Source organism: Bdellovibrio sp. SKB1291214 (assembly GCF_002209355.2).
In the GTDB taxonomy this organism is placed as follows: Bacteria; Bdellovibrionota; Bdellovibrionia; order Bdellovibrionales; family Bdellovibrionaceae; genus Bdellovibrio.
The window spans coordinates 1,351,370-1,371,551 of the sequence record NZ_CP106855.1; the positions used below are offsets into that span (position 1 = coordinate 1,351,370).

Genomic DNA, 20,182 nt, shown 5'->3' on the forward strand with positions numbered 1-20,182 from the left:
ATTCCCAGCTAACCTTTTTCAAAGGGGGCTTGCGTGAATAAGGACATTCACAATCAGCTGGTCGCAGCTCTGACTACAATCATCAGTGAAACCAATGGGATTTCGTTATCCGACACATTGGATTTGTTGCTTTCTTCTGATTTAAATCAAAAACATCCAGAGGCTAATAAGCAAGTCGCAGAATTCCGCGTTTTGCTAAATCGTTTTCAAATTAATGAGATCACTATCACTCATCTTTTGAAGCATCCTTTGTCCGCAGCGTTGTTCGAGTTCTTTAAAAACTTTCCATTGAAATATAATGAAGAACACATCCATCTAACGGGTGCTATTTCAGCAGACTTCATTTATCCGCGGTTGAAAAAACTTTTGGAAGGTCCTGATAAAGCAATCTATGAACAAAAGATTTCCGAAGTTTACGGACCACAAGCTTTACCTATTCGCAGCGTTGAAGACGTCGACAAGCTGATTCGCTTGCAAGAAAACGAAGGTTTCGCTCGCTATCTTAAAATTTTGTATCTTCCGAAATTAATTTTTATCAATCGAGAAGTTCATGCGGAAGCTGCCTATCATATGGCAAAAGATCTTTGGAATAACTTTAACGTGGGAGCGGTCCGCTTAAAGTTTTCTTTGTCGCGTTCAACGTCCAGTTCTTCAGAACAGATTCCAGGTATTGACGATGTGACTCCTGAAGATGTTGTTTTAGGCTTGTATGACGGTTTTAAAAAATTTCAGGATGAACATGCCGGCTTCAGGTTTATTCTGTCGCCATCTTTCCGCAAAGAAGCAAATCACTTCGATGCCGAAAACTATAAAACGCGCAAAGATCATTTCATGGCTCAAGTCGATGAACTTGTGCACATGTTAGATAAGTATCCGTTCTTACAAAAGGTCATGGCTGATGCGGACACCGTGGGCGACGAACGTGAACTTTATCGCAAAGAACATTTCAATGAAATGCAGCCTGGATTCCGCAAACTGCAGTATCGTGGTTTCAAAATCCGGTCGCATCACGGTGAAACTTGGCACACTTTGAAAAAAGGAATTCAAGCCGTCGATAATGCCATGAACATCTGGCACATTGATACTCTGGAACACGGAATTAGCTTAGGAATTAATCCTAATAAATATTTCCACAGACTTTACCAAGACTTTGTAAAACGTAACGAAGAAGGAAAAGGCTTTACAGAAAAAGATCCTTTGTATCGCGAGCTGACCGAACTTGACTGGGCTGACAATCGTCACGTCCTGGATAAGCTGATCAAAGGCGAACGCCTGACTCCGGACGAAAAAGTTTTATTGGTTAAAGCCAAATTTCACACAGCCCGCGAAGTTGAACATTATCAGCATGACGTTTTGAACCGCATGATTCAAAAAGGGGTCACGCTAGTTTCCTTACCTTCTTCCAATAACAAACTTACTGGCAAGTTCGAAGACTATAAAGACCATCCGTTTTCTTGGTGGGAGAAAAAAGGCGTTCAGCTGGGAGTTGGAACTGATAACCACGTAACTTTGAATACCAACTTTATCAATGAAATGATGATTCTTCTGTACACGGATGCTGTGAACCTAAAGATCACAAAACTTTTGATGGTGACCACTGGCGAAAGTCGTCGTCCCTATATCAGCCACCTATTGTGGACGATGCGCAAGAAACTTAAGAAGTAACACTTAGAGAGACAACCACTTAATGACAGCTAAGAGAAATATCTTAAAAGAATTATTCAGCAAAAATATGCTTATCATCCTGCTTCTGGGGTTTTCCAGTGGTCTGCCGCTGGCTTTGACCGGTGGCACGTTGAAAACTTGGCTGTCGCGCGAGCATGTTGACATCGGAACCATTGGATACTTTAGCTGGGTCGGCATTGCCTATTCTTTAAAGTTTTTGTGGTCTCCACTTTTGGATCGCTATACGTTGTTTAAAGCGGGTCGCCGTCGCAGCTGGATGATTGTCACACAAGTGGCCTTAATGGGTTGCTTGCTGTTTCTGGGTACTTTAAATCCCCTGAATAATTTAAGCTTGATGGCAGCGATGGCCGTACTCATCGCATTCTTTAGTGCAACTCAAGACATTGCTATCGATGCTTACCGCCGCGAGTTGTTGTCGAATGAAGAATTAGGTTTGGGCTCTTCACTAAACATATACGGTTATAGAATTGCTATGTTGATTTCCGGCGGAGCCGGAATTGGCTTAGTTGGATCAACATTCTGGCCCATAACATGGGGACAGCTTTATTTTCTGATGGCCGGCTTTATGGCAATAGGTTTAATAACGACGATCTTTGCACCAGAGCCAAAACTGGATACACCTCCACCGAAAACCTTGTTACAAGCCGTAGTCGATCCCTTTGCGGAATTCTTAAAAAGACCGGGTGCCGGTTATATCTTGAGTTTCGTTTTACTTTTTAAAATTGGAGACGCGCTTGCTGGCTCCCTTCTTAACCCATTCTATGTCGAGATGGGTTTTTCCAACGCAGATATTGGATTGATTGCTAAGACCTTTGGGTTTGCTTCATCCTTGATTGGCATGTTCTTGGGTGGGATTGCGATTTTCTATATCGGGATTTATCGTTCGCTATGGGTGTTCGGGATTCTGCAGGCGATCTCAACCGCCGCATTTGCTATCCTGACTTATACTGGCAATCAACTGGTCCCTTTTGCAGCAGTCATTGTCTTAGAGGACATTAGCACAGGAATGGCTACATCAGCCTTTGTTGCTTTCATGGCCGCATTGACCAACAAGAAATACACAGCCACTCAGTATGCGATTCTTTCCAGTGTAGCAACGTTAGGTCGCACGTTCTTTTCTGGCTTTGCGGGTGACATTGTTAAGCACTTTGGTTGGGCAAACTTTTTCTTTATCTGTGCGTTGATTGCAATCCCAGGGCTGTTGATGCTCATTGGAATGAAAAAGTATCATACAGATCAAGCGGTGTAACTTCACACTGGCTCTACTCCACGTTTACAAGGAACTTTAACATGGGAACATGTACCTTGGACACTTTCACTCGATAGAGCCACCCCATCAAGTTTCTCAGAATGCCAGCCTGGACTGGCTTTCAACAGCCCATCATCTGGCACAAAAAGATCAGGCCCACACCAAAGAAGAATACTTAAAAATGTTTCACCGTGTGGGCTGTTCAGAACAACAAATTCAACATCGCTACTTTTTCGTTCCTGACGTCGGGGAAACCAATTGGGAAAAAAATAAAATCTATCCCATTCCGAGCAGCAACCGTGGTGTCAGCATGCACTATCGACACGAGTTCTATCACGAAATAGTGCAAAAATTATTTCATCAAATTTATGAATCCAGAACATATCCAGACGACATGATTCATGTCAGCTGCACGGGGTACATTTCTCCAAGTGCCGCGCAGCTGGTGGCTTTAAAATCTCCGAAGCCTGTCACTGTCACTCACTCTTATCACATGGGTTGTTATGGGGCCTTTCCAGCCTTGCGAATGGCGGCAGGTTTTTTAGCCAACGAATCCATCTTGGGTGAAAAGAAATCAGTGGATTTAGTTCACACTGAGCTTTGCAGTTTGCACATGAACCCTGAAGACCCAACTCTTGAACAGATGGTGATTCAAAGTCTGTTCGCAGACGGCTGCATCGCTTATCGCATGAGCCATGAAAAGCCTCAGTCTGGATTTAAAATTCATTCTTTATATGAAGAAATTATTCCCGATACAGCCGATGCCATGGAATGGATGGTTTCTGATTGGGGAATGAAAATGACTTTATCAAAAGATGTCCCCTCCATGGTCGGATCCAAAATCAGAGAGTTTACGCAGCGGTGGTTCGATAAACGCGGATATGATCTTGCTGACATTCGAAAAAATGCTCTATTTGCGGTTCATCCCGGGGGCCCTAAAATTATTGATCAAGTGGCTCAACATCTTGAACTATCGGCTGTCCAAGTTAATGCGAGCCGCAGACTTTTACACAACCGAGGCAATATGTCTTCAGCCACCCTACCCCACTTGTGGGAGACACTGATAGACGATGATGCCATTCCATCAGGCACTAAAATAGTTAGTTATGCTTTCGGGCCAGGACTGACCGTGTGCGCGGGATTGATGGAGAAAATATGATTCCGTTCCTGATCTTGGCTGCGCTTCAGGGAATAGCGATATTAATGGACGAAATTTTCTTTCACTTAAAACGTGGACTGCCCAAATGGGAGCGTATCGGTCATCCTCTTGATACCGCCACTGTTATCACGTGTTTATTATTTTTGGCTTTGGTTCCTAAAACTTCCACTACAGCATTTATATATTACGGCTTGGCGATCTTCTCTTGCGTTTTCATCACCAAAGACGAATGGGTGCATCGCAAGTTCTGTAGCGCGACTGAAATGTGGCTTCACGCTGTTCTTTTTGTTATCCATCCTCTTTTGTTATTTTCGGCGGCAGAAATTTGGACAACCCATCAGGAGCTTTTATTTATGACTGCGGTGGGAGTGATCGTCTTTTTCGTGTATCAGGTTGTCTACTGGAATTTCATAGAATACCGACTCCAAAAACACGTACTAGATTCTTATTCCGACACTGAGGAAACTTTCCACTAAATCTTCTGTCCTGAGGGGATTTGCCTCACTACCACTTTGCGAATGTACATTTTTGCCCCACTTATTAACTGATAACTAACTGAGATTACCTGCGACCTCGGCATCCCTTTTGCTTTTCGTCTGTCTTATAAAGGGAGCACACACATGAAACAAACAACTGAAGAAAATAAATCACAAGAACCAAGAATCACAAAAATGGACGACATCATTGAAATGATCTTGGAAGATCACAAGCCTCTTAAAAAACTGATCAAAATTATGAAGGATTCTGATCGCGAAATTTCAGAGCGTGCAGAAGCTTTTGCAGAATTCGCCCCTTTGCTTATCAGCCATGCGAAACCGGAAGAGGACAGTCTTTATGCCTTCATGAAAAAGGATGAAGACCTTCGCGAAGAAGGTTTGGAAGGTGATGTCGAACATCAGCTTGCAGATCAACTTTGTGAAGAAATTAAACGCACAACAGATCCAGAAGAAATGGGCGCTCGAATTAAAGTATTGGCAGAATTGGTCGAGCATCACATTGAAGAAGAGGAAGAAGATTTACTTCCTGACTTTAAAGACAACTCGGAAATTGAAGAGCGTGTCGCACTTGGAAAACAATTTATCGAGTTGAAAACTGCGATGTTGGTTAAAGGTGGCGAAGACTCTCCGAAAGAAAACTCTTTGCACTAGTCGCTGCCCGAGAAGAATAAAAAAGGCCAAGTGAAACACTTGGCCTTTTTTATTTCCTAAAACTCTGCCGTCATTGGATTGGGTCCAATACGCCCGTCTTTGCTATCCATTCTTTCAATTCTTGCCATATCGTCTTCGTTTAATTTGAAGTCTGATACATCAAAGTTTTCTTTAATACGAGATGGTGTGGCCGATTTTGGAATCACGATAAAGTTATTTTGTAAATGCCAACGGATGATCACTTGTGCAACAGACTTTCCATGTTTATTCGCTATCTGTTTAAGTTGGTCATCTTCTAAAATTTTACCTTGCCCCAGGGGACTCCAACATTCGGTGAAAATACCGTGTTTCGCGTGAAATTCACGTAAAGCCTTTTGTTGAAATTTCGGATGAAGCTCTATTTGGTTTAAAACGGGAACCTCTCCTGTCGCATCCATAATACGAGTCAGGTGCTCTGGCATAAAATTCGAAACACCGATGGATTTAGCTTTGCCTTGCTTTTTGATCTCTACCATCGCTTTCCACGTTTCCAGATACAAGCCACGATGAGGAGACGGCCAATGAACCAGATACAAGTCAACTTGCTCCAATCCTAATTTTTTAAGACTTGAATCCACTGCTCTCATCGCTTTGTCGTAACCTTGGTCTTCATTCCAAAGTTTGGTGGTAATGTGTATTTCGTTACGAGGTAACCCGCTATTTGCGATCGCACGGCCCACACCGGCTTCATTGCGATAAATCGCGGCCGTATCGATCGCACGGTATCCAACCTTGAATGCTTCGCCGACCGTGGCCTCGGCTCCTTCATCAGGAACTTGCCATACACCGTAACCAAGTTGCGGCATGTGAGTGCCGTCTTTTAAAGTCACTGCAGATTTAAAAGCCATCATACTGTCCTTTTGCTGAAATTGTTTAAGTCAGCGAAATCCAACCTAACAAGACCGCCCCCAGAGTCAGGCTGCCAACAATGATCCACAGTAACACACCTTGAATCAGTGGTCGCAAACCAACACTGCGTAATGTGTCGCGAGTCAGATTCGCTCCGATAAGCAACAGTGTGACCACTAAAAGTTTTTTTGCAATGTCGTTCACAAATTTTCCGGGTTCTTGAAGCTGAGGAATCCAAGTAACTAGAGCGGCTGCTAGTAAAAATCCTAAAATAAACCAGGGAAACTTTGTTTTACCCACCGTAGCTTCTTGTTTTCTTGAAACGAGGTATCCATAAAACAATGTCACCGGCACAATCCACAAAGCGCGCGCAAGTTTCACTGTCGTTCCCACTTCCAAAGCATGCGGACCGTATTGCAAAGTGGCGCCCACAACGGAGCTTGTATCGTGAATCGCTAATGCGCTCCACAAACCGAATTGCCCTTCTGTTAAATTGAAATGATGACCGACAATGGGAAACACAATTAATGCCAACGCGTTCAACATAAATACGACGCCCAGGGAAACAGATATTTCGTGAGGTTTTGCCTTGATCGATGAGGAAACCGCAGCAATTGCGCTCCCCCCACAAATTGCAGTTCCTGCTGAAACTAAGATCGACGTGTCACGTTCTGTTTTTAGAATTTTTCCTAAAAGATAACCAATCCCCAACGTCATCGAAATACCAAGCACCGTATAGCCGACCCCTTGAGCACCCACTCTCCCCACCACATTCAGATCCATTCCAGCGCCTAAACCGATGACGGCGATACTTAGTAGGTTTGACGTCAGTTTCCGAGTTTTTGTGATATAGGGATTCCCAACCGTGATCGCAGTTACTAATCCCAACACCAACGCCAGTGCAGAGGAAACAGGGAAAACGAAACAGCCTATTGCAAGCACAGGAATTAGGGCCATCGATACAGGATATTGGATTTTTTGTATGTTCATCAGGATACAATACCTGACCTACTTCTTAGTTGATACTCAATTGAAGATAAGCTCCAATATTCAAAAGGGGACTTTATTATGAAAGCTAAAACTCCAGTCATCGTGCGTGTACTTTTTGGATTGATCTTTTTCGCGTCGGGTATTGCAGGCTTGCTGCAGCAGATGCAGCTTATGCCACCACCACCGATGGATGGAATGTCCCCAGCTATGCTGACTTACTTTCAAGGTCTTGTAGCCTCTGTCTATTTCATGCCGTTCCTAAAAATCGTAGAAACCGTATTTGGCCTTTTGATCATCATGGGCTGGTTCGTACCTCTCTCGTTGGTCATCTTGGCTCCTGTCGTTTTGAATATTTTCCTAGTTCATGCCTTCCTGGCACCAAGTGGTCTACCGGTGGCGGTGATCCTGGGGCTTATGATGATTTATCTTTCCTTCTTCTCGCCTTATTCGCCTAAAATTAAGGCCCTATTTACCAAAAAATAGTAAATAATTCAGTTAGTTGGACACGGCAGACGTCTCCATGATAGACGTCTGCCATGAAATTCGAAAAATTCCACCTCTCTGAAGACCTTCTTCGCAACCTAGAAGACAACGGCTATTTCCGTACCACTGATATTCAGTTCAAAGCCATTCCTTCCATCTTAAAAGGCGAAGACGTTCTGGCGATCGCGCAAACGGGCACAGGTAAAACGGCTGCATTTGCAATTCCGATCATCAATATGATCCATTCCGAAAAAAGCAGCAAACGAGCAGTAGGCATCAAGTGCTTAGTGCTTGTTCCGACGCGGGAACTTGCGCAGCAAATCGGGGAAGTGTTCAATAAATTCGCGAAACACACCAAGGTGAAAGCTTTTGCCTTGTACGGTGGTGTTGAACAAGACGCTCAAATTAAGAAACTTGAAGACGGGATCGATATTTTAATCGCGACACCGGGTCGCATGTTTGACTTAATCTCTCAAGGCTTCATCGGCATTCATCAGATTGAACACCTCGTTTTGGATGAAGCGGACCAAATGCTTGATCTTGGTTTCATCGATGATATCGAAGACATCAAGCGCAAGCTGAACCGTCGTCATCAAACTTTGTTCTTCTCTGCCACGATCAATCCTGAAATTAAAAAATTGGCTTATTCTCAAGTTCGTAGCAATGCGATTCGCATCGAGATCTCTCCAGAAGATCCTGTTTCGAAAAATGTGAAGCATTTTGTGATGTTCGTAGAGATGGACGACAAACGTTTCTTCTTGGCGGAATACATCAATCAAAATCCTGATGGCAAGTTCATCGTTTTTGTTCGTACTCGCGTCCGCGCAGAACGTGTTGCCAAAGCTTTAGAACGCGCACAAATCGCATCAATCACATTGCATGGTGAAAAAGACCAGGCTGACCGTGCTGAAGTTCTGAGTTCATTCCGAAAGGGTGATTGTAAAATCATGATCGCGACGGATGTCAGCGCACGTGGTATCGATATTCCTGACGTCACACACGTGATTAACTATGACCTTCCTGAAAAACCGGAGAACTATGTTCACCGTATTGGTCGTACCGGTCGCGGCTTTAATAAAGGTATTGCAGTTTCATTCTGTGCTACTGAAGAAAAAGAGCTATTAGCCGACATTGAAGCATTATTGACCAAGCCAGTTGAAGTTATTAAAGTAAACAAAGCTGATTATAAAATTATCGCTTCACAACCAGAAATGTCAGATATCGACAAGAGTCTTCAGGCGCTTCTTGATAGCGAAGATCTTTTCGCGAACCCTAAAAAAGCGAAGTGGAAAAAAAAGTAGAAGGACCGTGTTCTGCTATTGGCTACACATTCCCGAACAAGGATTTGCCATTCTGAAATTGACTAATTTATAGTCAGTAAATTTACAGATTTTCACAGTGCACAGACATTATATGTTATCAATCTGCTATCGTCCTGGCACAGGTTTCGCTATCTCTCAGAAATAATAAAACCTGGGGGATCGGGATGAAACTAAGAACAATTGCATCGCTTACTTTAAGCTTTTCAGGGGTCTTATCTGGAACCACCTTTGCGATAACTTCCTCCTCCAACATTTATCTGGCTAAAAGCACCGAATACACTAAGCAATCCATGAAACTTGATCGGGCTTTGCAATTAACCACGGGACATCTCAAAGTGAACAGTTTGTCTGTTCCCTCCACAGCCATCGCTGCTTGGAAGTTATTTGTCAAAGCCTGCGTTCCGAGTGTTAGAAATGATCGCTATGCAAAAACGCTGACAGTCTCTAAAACTAACAATTTAACCATTTTAAATTTCCAGTGTGATAACAAGTCAGATTTTCAAACCATACCAGATGCTGTGCAGTTCATCGCAACTCTTGATCAAGCTGAAACGTTGGTAGATCTGCAGATCATGCAGTTTTCCACAGAACGCTCCCGTCGAGCTGACATTAAAACAGACGATTCCAGTGATGTTTTATTAGAAGTCGGTGCAGGAACGTTGATTGATGGTCTGTTGGCAAAAGCAGATCAAAATGCTGAAAACAATAGTAGAATCGTGAACTCGATTGCTGGCAGCCTGGTTGCCGTGGCGAGTACGGCACTAGCTTATAGAGGTCTTGATATCACTAAAAAGCAGGCCTATTGGATCGGCGTTGCCTCAGGAGTTATTGCGGGGTTACTGAAAGGCGCTTATGACAGCTATGCCAATCAAGAACTCGATGCCAGCAATCAAGTAAATCACAAAGCTGGGTTCATTCCGAATAACATTGATATAAGTTTTAAAATCAAATTCTAAGTGGGGTCTTTTTTCTTTTTCCGCACGTAAAGCTTTTTCATCACTGATGCCACGAGCTCGCCCTTAGCATCTAAGACTTGAACTGGGAGATCGAAAATATACTTTTCTCCCGCTGCTGTTTCTTGCAGAACTTTTTGAATAATTTCATCGTTGATTCTGAATTCAGCCGTGACTTCGGTTTTTCCGGGAGCCACGAAATCAATGGTCGCTCCTTTATCCCAGACATAATAATCGGGACCTACATTATTCATAAGCATTAGCATGAAAAATGGATCGGTCATCGCGTACAACGAACCGCCGAATTGAGTTCCAACATAATTGCGATTATACCAGGATAACTTCATGCACACTTTGACGTAGCGATAGTCTGGAGAAATCTCCACGATCCTAATACCGGCTCCTAAGTAAGGGGTCCACAGACTGATCAGACGTGCTACTAACCAACTCGGAGTTCGTGCTCCCATTCTTCTTATCCAACTCGTGATCATGATTACTTCTCTAGAAGCGATTTTAGAGTTTCTAAATCTTTCTTTACGGCTGCTGCATCTTTATCAAAATCTGCATCCGAAACCTTGGGTAAACGATAAAGTGTGAAAATGACTTCGCTTCCATCGCCATTTCTCACGACTCTCAAAGGATTGTGATTCGTTTCTCCGGAAGGTAGGGTTACGTCATGATCAACGACACCGAATTTATTTTTTTCTGCGAATCGCACCTTCACCTTCCCCATTGGCGACTCAGCAATCCAATCGTCACCTGATTTTACCATTTGCGACTGACTAAGCCCTGCAGCCCATCTTGGCATATTCTCCGGCGTAGAAATGAACTGATACACTTCATTTGCATTCTTATTAATTGCTATTGAAATCTGCTTGGATGGATAAGTCACAGAAATTCCTTTAGTAGGACGTACAGCATTCTTAAACATTTTTATCTGAGCAACGGATAGTTCAATTCCGCACAGAAATAGAACGATAAGAATAGCACCTTTATTTATGCGCATACAAACCTCGAAATCTTATTTCACTTAAGATGAAATCTCACTTCAAGGTTTGATCCTGAATAATGGTAGAAATCAGAAACTAAATAGGGAAAGACTTACCGTCGACCTTTTTAACTTTCAATGAGTCTAGATCTATATCGTCAAAACATCGAACGTTAATGGCAAACATTTTGTGACTACTATTTGGAGCCATCCCGTGAGCGAATGGTGTAACTCCACACTCGCCACAAAAAGTATCATGAATTCTTTTTTTGCCGAATTGATAGTCTACAAGTTCTTCGGCACCAGACAACATCTTGAAGTTTTCTGCTGGCACAAATGCCAGAAGAGTCCCCTTTCGTCTGCACATCGAACAGTTACAACTGATAACTTCGCTGAAATCTCCAGTTGCTTCGTATTTCACTTCACCGCAGTGACAGCTGCCGATATGTTTTTGCATCAGATTCTCCGATCGTTATTTAAAAATCCAAAATCACGACGAAGTAGGGATCCATTTTCGTATCGCTATGATTGAACTTAGGATAATCGTAATTTTTGTAGCTGATCTGAAATGCCAAAGGAATTCTTCTGGGAGTAAACTTGTACCCCAAGTCGACTTGATATCCCGAACCTTCGTTATAATCTCCCATAACAGAAGAAATGAAATAGGTCGCGATTATATAACCACCCATTTCTTTATTGGTCATGTAACCACCGCTGAGACCATATGAGGTGCGCGGAGTTGAAACTCCATTTACGGACGTGGAATCATTCTGATAAAGTCCACCTAAGACCCATCCACCACCTTGAAATTTATAATAAAGACCCACGTCATACACCATGCGACTTGATTTGGAATCAGCGCCGTTATCCTTAGAATCTGCACTGTAATAAAGAAGTGCCAGCTTCCCCATACCATCGGCCATCGCGAAGGCCCCATTAAAGATCAAACCGAAAAACAGAATTGCTTTGAATGTATCTAAAATTAGTTTCATGCCCTAAATACTGACTTGGACTGATAGAATTCACAACAGGAAAGTGATTTTCTTTTATTTGAGCATCGACGCGATTTTTCTTAAGGGATCATAAAAACATCTCGTCGTTTACACATCGGCTTCTAGGAAATTAAACTAGCGGCTCCATGTAAGAGACGATTCTACCAGCTCCTCTAGCCAGATACTTATGGACACCCATCACGGCGCCAGCTAGATTTTAGGGCATGCACATGCACAAGCTTCTGGTTATTCAACATCAATCGACTGTTCCGGCCGGCTCCACTTTAGAGTGGGCCGCGAAAAACAATATTTTGGTGGAGTATTGGCATCCGGCGGAGGGTGAACCCATCCCAGATCGCAATTCTTATTCGATGGTTGTGATCTGCGGGGGAACTGCCAACACATTTGAAGAAGAAAAGTTTCCGTGGCTTCGTGCAGAGAAGAAATTTCTGCGTGAGTTAATTCAGAAAGACACCAAAATTTTTGGCTTGTGCTTAGGCGCCCAGTTGTTGGCAGATGTATTGGGGGAAAAAGTTTATGTTCACCCTGCAGGATGGGAGTCAGGTTTTGTGGAGGTTCGTTTGAATGATGGTTCAAAACTTAACGCCTTCCAATCCCACCTATGTACTTTTGATTTACCCAAAGGCGCCGAGTTAATCGCCACAAATGATTTTTGTAAAAACCAGGCATATCGCTTGGGCAGAAACATCATGGCCACACAATTTCATCCGGAAACAACAATTGAGTGGATTAAATATAATGCTGAGAAAGATCTTTCTTCACGAGCTGGGAACGTGCAAACAAAAGAACAGATGCTAGGCTCCTTAGAGCTGCAAAAGCCTTTGCAGGATTGGTACTTTAAGCAATTAGATTCGTTTTTTCTGCGAACCTAATTACACTTGCCGCTGTCATTATAAAAGAACCAATGGAACTCAGCTTTATTAAAACCTGGTAGATGAAAGGAATTATTCTCCTTACAATCTTTCACGCGGTATTCGTCATTCATCTTTAACATGTCTTGGAATGACGGAAGGTAGCCGTTCTTTTTATAAAACTCATTTTCTTTCGCATAGATGTTTTTTTCTAAAGCACTTGCCACAGCTTCAAACTGAACATTTGTTTTAATGCTCTGAACCGGCATGTATCTCGGAAGCGTATCTTTCGCCACGCCAAACTGGCGAACCATTTTTGCCAGATATGCTTTGCCCGCGTGCTTGGGCTCCCAGTGGAAATTATAACCTTTTTCAATCATCCAGCTATACACACTTTGCAAAACCGCGTCCTGCATTCGTACTTGGCGCAAAAGTGGAAGGTATCTATATTCAGCGACCAGATCAAAACGTGGGTCGACCTCGATATCATAAGGCGCAAACAACGACGCTTTCGTTACTCCCAAAGATTTTGGATATTCGTTACCTTTGAATTTCGAAACCGTGCTGCGAAACATAGGTAACATCAATTGGCCATTCGAAGCCCTATCGTAAGCCATGCGTGCAACTTCAGAGCAGAAAAGTGACGAGTAGTCGTCATCATTCATGTAAAAGTCATAGCGAATACCCTGCTTTCTATCCAAGGCAGTTTGCGCATGATCGTACATAAAACGACCCGCTTTTTTGGCCAACGCTTCATCGGGATTTCTAAAAAGCATCACGCGAGAGTCTTCAGCCTGGCGCCATTTCTCAAGCGGCGTCACGATCACACCGTACTGGATCAAGGCTTCAACCACATACTTGCGACCCATTTTATCTTCACTCACTAAGGCAAGATGAGAAAAATTTCCCTCTTCATCGGCGATACGTGCAATCATCGCTGACACGTAGGATTTGCCACGAATCAACATAATATCGCCCGTCTTTAGCTGAAAACCTTCAAATTTTGGATTTGTCCAGGTGCTTGGTTTTTCGTTGGTTAAGATCGGTGTTTTTTTGAAAGTATAAACTTTTTGAACATACAACCAATCCAACAAATATTCTTCAGCAAAGCGTGCGTACTGGAAGCCCTCGCGGGTTTTGATAATGCACTCTTTGCTAAGTTCTTTACGTGAATCAAACTGTTGAAGCTTTTCATGCAACGATACGCGGATTTGAAAAATCGTATCTAAAACTTCCGGGCCGGCTTGTTTTAAGCTTTCGCGCTCTATCGCCGTTTTTGGTATGAAATGATCCGCAGGCAGATTGTACAAATAATCTGTCACGTTATTCACGAAAACGGCGCAGGTGTCTGCATTAAACACCTGGGGATTATTGATATCCGTTAAAACTCTTTTGCTACCCGAGATTAGTTCTGCTGCACTCGCAGGATTTCGATAGCTTAACGACTCAAGCGGTGGAGTTGGCTTATTGGAACAAGCCGCAAGAATTCCAATTACAGCAACGGCCAAAGTGAGTGCTAGTTTTCCCATGCAAATCCCCCAGAAATGACCTTATTTATTCGGCATCTCGAGAGCCCGATACAACTCGACCTAGGTCAAAGAAACTCACTAAATCAACAGGTTAACGCATCAAATCAAGATCGGAATATCACCCAGCTTTTCCCAAACCCGATTCTTGCCTTCAGAAGAACCAACATGCTATGTTAGCTCCTCTTCAGATCGTTCCCGATGGACAGGTGGCCGAGTGGCTGAAGGCGCACGCCTGGAACGCGTGTGTAGGTCAAAAGCCTACCGAGAGTTCGAATCTCTCCCTGTCCGCCATTTTTGATAGTAGTCGAACCCTCGATAGGGTGACCCCCATAAATTCCAAGTTTGATCTTAGTCGGATGAATCTCTGCGAACTGCAGAACATTCTCAAAGACCTCGCGGTGCTTTTCCTTGGGTGCCTCGTTAAGATGCTTAACTGCATATTCAACACGAGCCCTGATCGAGTTTTCTGAAACCCCATGAGTCGTTGTTTTTATTTTCTGTGTTTCTAAATCCAGCTTTTGAGCTTTTAACTCCTGCATCTTTTTATTTATTTCTGTAAGACGCTTATAGAATAATTCCGCGGAAAGCTCTGGCGGCAACTCTTCTATTCTTTGCATGATATTTTGAGCCTTCTTTTCATGGCTCTTGATTTCAGCGGCCACAGTTTTAAGTCGCGATTCCACAAAAGGAAGTTCTTTGTTGTTAGTAGCCTCGTAAGCCCCAATAGCCTGCTCAATTAATGATGGCCGACTCAAAATACTTCTTAGCGAAGAAAGAATCATATCCTCGAACTTAACCGCACGAACTCGTTGGATCTGGCACTTGTGCTTAGGGATACCGACCGCATTCAAAGTTCTATTGTGATCATAATAGTGATGCTTTTGAGTTTTGCCATGAGCACTCTTGCCATTTAGATGACGACCACAATCTCCGCAGATCACTTTTCCAGTTAATGGATAAGGGTAGGTCTTCCAATCGTTCGGCTTGAACCTTCTTCTGTTGGACTCTAGGATTTTTTGAACAGCCTCAAAGTCTTCGGCACTGATAATCGCAGGCCATGATGCTTTCACTTGGCGGATATCGCCACGCTTCTTATTAATCTCTCGCATACCGATCAAGGTTGCGTTAGTTAACAGGTGATGAAGACTTGCCACTGTAAACTTGTTGCCACCTCGGGGTTCGCCTTTGGAATTAATGTAGGCTTTCGTGCGAATACCCATGGCATTCAGTTTCAAACAAGTCTGGCGCATGTTCTTTACTTCTAGGAATACCTTGAAAATCATCTTTATCGACGATGACTCTTGTTCATGGATTAAAAGACTTCCCGGGTTGTCTGGATTGCGCTTGTACCCAAGCGGAATCACGCCGCCATTCCAAAGGCCACGTTCCGCACGGCTGGTAAAATTGGCGGTAATACGTTCACCTGTTTGCTTGCGTTCAAATTGATTGAAGTTCACGAGGTTAAACATCATCAACTCACCAGCAGCCGTTGTTGTATCGAACTGCTCGCGCAAAGTCACAAGCTTCACTTTGTGCTCTTTGAAAAAATCGAGCAAACTGCAAAAGTCTTTAATAGAGCGCGATAGCCTTGACAATTCAGCTGCTAAAACTAAATTGATTCTGCCGACACGGATATCGGAAAGCATTCTTTGGAATTCAGGACGATTCATGTCCTTGCCGGATTTGGCTTCATCGCAATAGACATCAACGATCATGCCCCAATTAGGTTCTCTGCGATTTTGCCCTTCAATGTATTCCTCAGCTCGGCGTCGTTGAGAGACCAGAGAGCCTTCCAAAATTTTAGCCTGCTCCTCTGTCGATACACGAAGATAAATAGCGATTCTATTCATGCGGCCTCCTTCCAAACGACCTCTTCTTTTCGGTCATTTTGTATGGTTACTAAAAGCTTTTCCTCCTGGGTTCTTAAGAGTGTTTCAATCTCAAGCAAGGTCGATATCAGCTGGGCACGTCTGCGATTTAATTCGCTTTCAGTGATGCTGACCTGTAACTGCTCGATCTTTAAATCCTCTATATTCAATTAAAACATTCCTTCATAAAAATACCTCCTTTTAAAATCTGTTACTTAAACTCTTAATTCTACTTCCACTCCTTTCTTCTTCCCTTACTTATACTCTTACCTACCACCACACACTAAACTCACTCATTCCATCCCCATGCATCCTCACTCCTGACCCCTTACCACCACAACGTTGGGGGTGAGGGGTCAGGAGTGAGGATGCCGGCCCGCAGGGCCGTTGGAATGAGGGAGTTGGGTTATGAAATCAAGGACATAGGTACTTCCCTGATCTCAAATTTTTGGGGTTCAAGCCTGCTCACCCCTTGATCGCCCCTGTGAGCAGGTGAGTAAATTCTAGAGCGATCAAAGTGAATGCTCGATAATGGCATTGGCTCTTGTTTGTCGGCGAAATAGACTTGCGGGACTTCGTCCTTTAGAAAGTCAGAAACGTCCGAGAACAAGAGAATTTTTGAATCGAAAAGATAACAGCTCTCTGCAATTCTGCTGATGATCTCTTTGTCTTTGATGCTTCTTACGAAGTACCACACATGATCAAGGTTGATGTCTCGGTATTCGCGAAAGATGTCCTTGTACCGTGATTCACTTTTTCTTGTAAGCTCAAGCTCGATGGCAATTTCAACATCTTTGCCTCTAATGGGCTCGATCAACATTCCATCAGGGATGAGTTGTTCTTTGGCGTGACGATATTTATAATTTTTGAAGGCGTGAGACTTTAAATGGTACTCGGGAGTCCAATCGCGTGCCAATCCCATGTCCTCGAATTTCATTCGAACGTCGTTCAAAAGGACATCGTGATAGATTGTGTTGCGATTTGAGAACTGCATCGACTCTTCTACTGCGAGTAGTCGTTTTCCCTTGAGGCCAAGAGTCCATGTACTTGTCCCATCATCCAAAGGAACTGAGCGACGGATGAAAGTTCCATGATCTAATGCTCGTAGACGTCTGAGTGCCGTGGTCTTTGCGATTGATTGGAAGTGAAGTCGGATCACTTGAGGTGTTGAAAGAACACCGTATTTCTTAAGATTTTCCAAGAGCAATAGATCTCTTGGTTGAAGGATCATGTTAAAATTTAGCTCGATTCATGTGTAACCTCCTAGGTTGATTATGTTTGCATTTGGTTCCTCTCGTAAAAAGCCCTTAGAAAATGATAATGATTTTAAAATTGGCAAGGTCACTTCAAAAAATAAAGGCGCGGTTTTTTAAGCCAGCGCCTTCTAATCAGAATTTTGTAAAAGAATCTAGTGGTTCTAATCACCGTTGAACATTTTATAGGACCGATACCATTAAGCCATTGCTCTATCATAAAAGAGTTCATCATCACAAGTTCTCTGCTAAAAAGCCTTTTCGCGAGGGCAAAAATTCGCGAGATATTTTTGCAGGCTATCGAATAAGCGTCCAAAGTCGTTGGCGAGAGTGATGACGAAGAAACTCACGTATTGAGCATGGATCTCTTTAATATGATCTAATACTAATGGGGCCAAGACCTTCAACCCAACCCTTATTTCCCTTTTTTTGCCGGAACAATCGCGAATCCCGCCTCTGGTGACGACGCCGTGATATCCACAAATTTACTTTGGAACTTTCCCGTCATCGCAGCTGCACATAAATCAACAGCATCATCCGCCATGCGGTTTGATGTAACGAAGAACTCTTTGGCTTTTTCCATGCATTGGGCGCTATTCATGCCTTTGAAAACTTCTTTTGCAGGAATAAAGAAGATGCTGCCAATTCTGGAAACATCATGACCTCCAATACCAAGACTTTCGCTTTGGCAGGTCGCTGCACAGATATAAACATTTTTAACGGTACGATCGAAGATTAATCTATCGCCGTCACGACCTGTGACTTCCTCAGCGAAGGTGCCAACGAAGTTCATGGAAGTGCTATAGTCCCGGTCATCGATACCGGCTAGACCCATGTATTCGTGAATCAAGATAGAATAGCCTTGCTCTCCACCCGCAGTGATGAGGTCGCAAGCGGTTTTGTCTACGACGATCAATTTGTAGTCTGGAAAGTTAATGGCGTTCTTTTTTTCCCCTCGCAACAGAGGCAGGCTTTCACCCTGCACAAATGTTGCATTTTGAATTGCAGTTTGCAGTGCAAGCTCCTGATCTCTACTCAAGGAAGCACGCCAGTGACCTTGATATACAAGATCCTTGGTTAACTTCACGATGCTCATGGCGCAAGTGTTGCCCCCGCCACCCGAGCCCGGACCGAACTGTTTTGAAACTTCAAATTTACCAGGGGGTAAATCGCCTTGCTTGAAGCTTATTTTTTTGTTGTCCAAAATTTTAGGCATATACTTTGCCGCTTGAATCAGACGGGCCGTCTCATTTTGAGACGGTTTCACAACCTGCTGTTGAGCTTCAGAAACAGAGACAAAATTTGTCACCAAAGCCAAGATCAAAGCGTATACGAAAGATCTGTATTTCATGGGAACTCCTACGAATTATTCATAGCAACTACGGTGCCGCCGCTACGGGTGCAACGACTAGACGTCGTTGGAGCCAGCGCATTGCATGCGGATCTTGTTTTTGAATAACCCCTGAGAGCTTTTAACAGCGAATTCAACTTCGGCAGCGCCACGAATTTCGCTTTCCGTGTAGCTCACAGGACCGACTGGTTTTACGATCACGTATTGTTCGGCTCGATCGTCTTTAAGAAGAAGCATTGGTTGGTAAGGTGTCGCCAAGGCTCGTTCAGAAGAAACCGTATATTTAACCCCTTTGATCGTTATATACACATCACTGTGAACATCTTGAACATCGTTTGCGGCATTGTAGTTGATAACATCCCAGGCAATGGAGTTGCCGGACTTGTCTGCACAACGATAGTCCTTCGTCGGTGGCGTTGCTTGCGCCAAAACGGAAGTACAAAGAACAGAAACAAAAATAAATGCTTTCATAAAATCTCCTAAGTTAATCCCGCCCTATTTTGAGGCAGCTAGTTGTTGGAATAGGTTATAAAGCATCTCAACGCGCAGCTCCATTTATTTAATATTAATTTAGTACTTATATGATTATAATTTATGAACAATGGTTTCAGTCTATGAGTTTACGGACTATAAAACGTATCTAAAGAAGCGGGTTTCCCAGTCCGAGCAGCGTGGTTTTGCGACCCGTTTGGCGGAGGCCGCGGGCTGCCAGCGGTCTTACTTTTCCACGGTTTTAAATGGCAACATCCATCTTTTACCCGAGCATGCCTTTGGCATCAGTGAGTTCTTAGGACTCTCTCATGAAGAGCAAGAATATCTGTTCCTGATTTTGGATTATAACCGCGCTGGGAACGCCGCCTTTCGTTCACATCTTTTAAAAAAAATTAAGGAAAAGCAGCTCGCCTGGAAGGATTTTAAAAATCGTCTGAAGAAGGACAGCATCGCAGAAGTTGAAGACATGTCGGTTCGACAGTTTTATTATTCTTCGTGGCTGTACGCCGCAATTCATATCGCGGTCAGCATCCCTAAACTTGGAGAGGTTAAACATTTGTCGACTTACTTTGGAATCTCCGAATCAGTCGCCGTATGGCATCTTGAAAAATTAGCACAAATGGGATTGGTCGAAAAAAAAAGCGGCCGATGGAGCTGGAAAAGCGGCGATCTGCATCTTTCCAAAGATTCTCCGTGGATTGCAACTCATCACTCGAACTGGCGCATGCAGGCTTTAAATGATCTGCCGCAAAGAAAAACCGAATCACTGCACTTTTCGGTCGTGCAATCTTTAAGCAAGGACGATATCGAAAAACTTCGCTTCCGTATTGTGGAGTGGGTAGAGGAATTTAAAAAGATCGCAAGCCCTTCAACCCCGGAAGAGATTGTGTGTTTGAATTTGGATTTCTTTAAGCCTGGAGCAAATTAATTAAAATTTCACGTTGGAACTCAGGTCATCA

At 43.4% G+C, this 20,182-nt stretch carries 20 protein-coding genes, 1 tRNA gene and 1 pseudogene; 11 read left to right on the forward strand and 11 right to left on the reverse strand.

Annotated features, from left to right (window positions below; all coding sequences use genetic code 11):
• Positions 1–33 precede the first annotated feature (33 nt).
• From B9G69_RS06650 to B9G69_RS06670, 5 genes are all read left to right on the forward strand, one after another.
• Positions 34–1,665, forward strand: coding sequence for a hypothetical protein (locus B9G69_RS06650; RefSeq protein WP_088616280.1), 1,632 nt, complete (start codon positions 34–36; stop codon positions 1,663–1,665).
• Between the two features lie 67 nt (positions 1,666–1,732).
• Positions 1,733–2,935 (forward strand): AmpG family muropeptide MFS transporter, encoded by a 1,203-nt coding sequence (locus B9G69_RS06655; RefSeq protein ID WP_265438017.1) that lies wholly within the window; start codon positions 1,733–1,735, stop codon positions 2,933–2,935.
• Between the two features lie 49 nt (positions 2,936–2,984).
• Positions 2,985–4,094, forward strand: a complete 1,110-nt coding sequence (locus B9G69_RS06660; RefSeq protein WP_088616278.1) for a 3-oxoacyl-[acyl-carrier-protein] synthase III C-terminal domain-containing protein — start codon at positions 2,985–2,987, stop codon at positions 4,092–4,094.
• The gene (locus tag B9G69_RS06665; RefSeq protein WP_088616277.1) at positions 4,091–4,570 is read left to right on the forward strand and encodes a hypothetical protein; all 480 of its coding nucleotides are present in this window, start codon (positions 4,091–4,093) and stop codon (positions 4,568–4,570) included. Before B9G69_RS06660 ends, B9G69_RS06665 begins: the two co-directional genes overlap by 4 nt.
• A gap of 144 nt (positions 4,571–4,714) precedes the next feature.
• Positions 4,715–5,242, forward strand: coding sequence for a hemerythrin domain-containing protein (locus B9G69_RS06670; protein ID WP_088616276.1), 528 nt, complete (start codon positions 4,715–4,717; stop codon positions 5,240–5,242).
• A 56-nt stretch (positions 5,243–5,298) separates the two neighbouring features.
• Here the strand turns inward: B9G69_RS06670 and B9G69_RS06675 are convergent, their stop codons facing one another.
• Together B9G69_RS06675 and B9G69_RS06680 are read right to left on the reverse strand one after the other, a co-directional pair.
• Positions 5,299–6,129 carry an aldo/keto reductase gene (locus B9G69_RS06675; protein WP_088616275.1) on the reverse strand — a complete coding sequence of 277 codons (831 nt, stop codon included), beginning with the start codon at positions 6,127–6,129 and terminating at the stop codon, positions 5,299–5,301.
• Between the two features lie 25 nt (positions 6,130–6,154).
• Positions 6,155–7,120 (reverse strand): YeiH family protein, encoded by a 966-nt coding sequence (locus B9G69_RS06680; RefSeq protein WP_088616274.1) that lies wholly within the window; start codon positions 7,118–7,120, stop codon positions 6,155–6,157.
• A gap of 78 nt (positions 7,121–7,198) precedes the next feature.
• On the opposite strand from B9G69_RS06680, the gene B9G69_RS06685 reads away from it, so the two are divergent.
• From B9G69_RS06685 to B9G69_RS06695, 3 genes are all read left to right on the forward strand, one after another.
• On the forward strand, positions 7,199–7,603 hold the full coding sequence (locus tag B9G69_RS06685) for a DoxX family membrane protein (protein WP_088616273.1): 405 nt from the start codon (positions 7,199–7,201) through the stop codon (positions 7,601–7,603).
• A 53-nt stretch (positions 7,604–7,656) separates the two neighbouring features.
• Entirely contained in the window at positions 7,657–8,904 is a 1,248-nt protein-coding gene (locus B9G69_RS06690; RefSeq protein WP_088616272.1) for a DEAD/DEAH box helicase, read from the forward strand.
• Between the two features lie 185 nt (positions 8,905–9,089).
• On the forward strand, positions 9,090–9,881 hold the full coding sequence (locus B9G69_RS06695; RefSeq protein ID WP_088616271.1) for a hypothetical protein: 792 nt from the start codon (positions 9,090–9,092) through the stop codon (positions 9,879–9,881).
• On the opposite strand, the gene B9G69_RS06700 is transcribed toward B9G69_RS06695, so the two are convergent.
• From B9G69_RS06700 to B9G69_RS06715, 4 genes are all read right to left on the reverse strand, one after another.
• On the reverse strand, positions 9,878–10,366 hold the full coding sequence (locus B9G69_RS06700) for a DUF4442 domain-containing protein (RefSeq protein ID WP_416220932.1): 489 nt from the start codon (positions 10,364–10,366) through the stop codon (positions 9,878–9,880). The genes B9G69_RS06695 and B9G69_RS06700 overlap by 4 nt on opposite strands.
• 5 nt (positions 10,367–10,371) lie before the next feature.
• Positions 10,372–10,884, reverse strand: a complete 513-nt coding sequence (locus B9G69_RS06705) for an SRPBCC family protein (protein ID WP_217897719.1) — start codon at positions 10,882–10,884, stop codon at positions 10,372–10,374.
• A 79-nt stretch (positions 10,885–10,963) separates the two neighbouring features.
• On the reverse strand, positions 10,964–11,323 hold the full coding sequence (locus tag B9G69_RS06710; protein ID WP_088616269.1) for a GFA family protein: 360 nt from the start codon (positions 11,321–11,323) through the stop codon (positions 10,964–10,966).
• Between the two features lie 19 nt (positions 11,324–11,342).
• Positions 11,343–11,858 (reverse strand): hypothetical protein, encoded by a 516-nt coding sequence (locus tag B9G69_RS06715; protein WP_088616268.1) that lies wholly within the window; start codon positions 11,856–11,858, stop codon positions 11,343–11,345.
• A gap of 230 nt (positions 11,859–12,088) precedes the next feature.
• On the opposite strand from B9G69_RS06715, the gene B9G69_RS06720 reads away from it, so the two are divergent.
• Positions 12,089–12,751, forward strand: coding sequence for a type 1 glutamine amidotransferase (locus B9G69_RS06720; RefSeq protein WP_088616267.1), 663 nt, complete (start codon positions 12,089–12,091; stop codon positions 12,749–12,751).
• Here the strand turns inward: B9G69_RS06720 and B9G69_RS06725 are convergent.
• Complete coding sequence (locus tag B9G69_RS06725; protein ID WP_088616266.1) at positions 12,748–14,259, reverse strand: YiiX/YebB-like N1pC/P60 family cysteine hydrolase; 1,512 nt, start codon at positions 14,257–14,259, stop codon at positions 12,748–12,750. The two genes, B9G69_RS06720 and B9G69_RS06725, sit on opposite strands and share 4 nt — an antisense overlap.
• A 200-nt stretch (positions 14,260–14,459) precedes the next feature.
• Between B9G69_RS06725 and B9G69_RS06730 the strand changes: the two genes are divergently transcribed.
• A tRNA-Ser gene (locus B9G69_RS06730) sits at positions 14,460–14,550 on the forward strand.
• A gap of 530 nt (positions 14,551–15,080) precedes the next feature.
• Here the strand turns inward: B9G69_RS06730 and B9G69_RS18180 are convergent.
• The 4 genes and pseudogenes from B9G69_RS18180 to B9G69_RS06745 all read right to left on the reverse strand — a co-directional run.
• A pseudogene (locus B9G69_RS18180) lies at positions 15,081–16,109 on the reverse strand (recombinase family protein); the annotation flags it as partial.
• Between the two features lie 424 nt (positions 16,110–16,533).
• Positions 16,534–17,328: a replication-relaxation family protein gene (locus tag B9G69_RS06735; protein WP_265438018.1), complete on the reverse strand. Its 795-nt coding sequence runs from the start codon at positions 17,326–17,328 to the stop codon at positions 16,534–16,536.
• A 467-nt stretch (positions 17,329–17,795) separates the two neighbouring features.
• Positions 17,796–18,731, reverse strand: coding sequence for a hypothetical protein (locus tag B9G69_RS06740; protein WP_088617440.1), 936 nt, complete (start codon positions 18,729–18,731; stop codon positions 17,796–17,798).
• A gap of 57 nt (positions 18,732–18,788) precedes the next feature.
• Positions 18,789–19,202, reverse strand: coding sequence for a hypothetical protein (locus B9G69_RS06745; RefSeq protein ID WP_088617441.1), 414 nt, complete (start codon positions 19,200–19,202; stop codon positions 18,789–18,791).
• Between the two features lie 130 nt (positions 19,203–19,332).
• Here B9G69_RS06745 and B9G69_RS06750 point away from each other — a divergent pair, with 130 nt between their 5' ends.
• Positions 19,333–20,151 (forward strand): TIGR02147 family protein, encoded by an 819-nt coding sequence (locus B9G69_RS06750; protein WP_088617442.1) that lies wholly within the window; start codon positions 19,333–19,335, stop codon positions 20,149–20,151.
• Positions 20,152–20,182 lie beyond the last annotated feature (31 nt).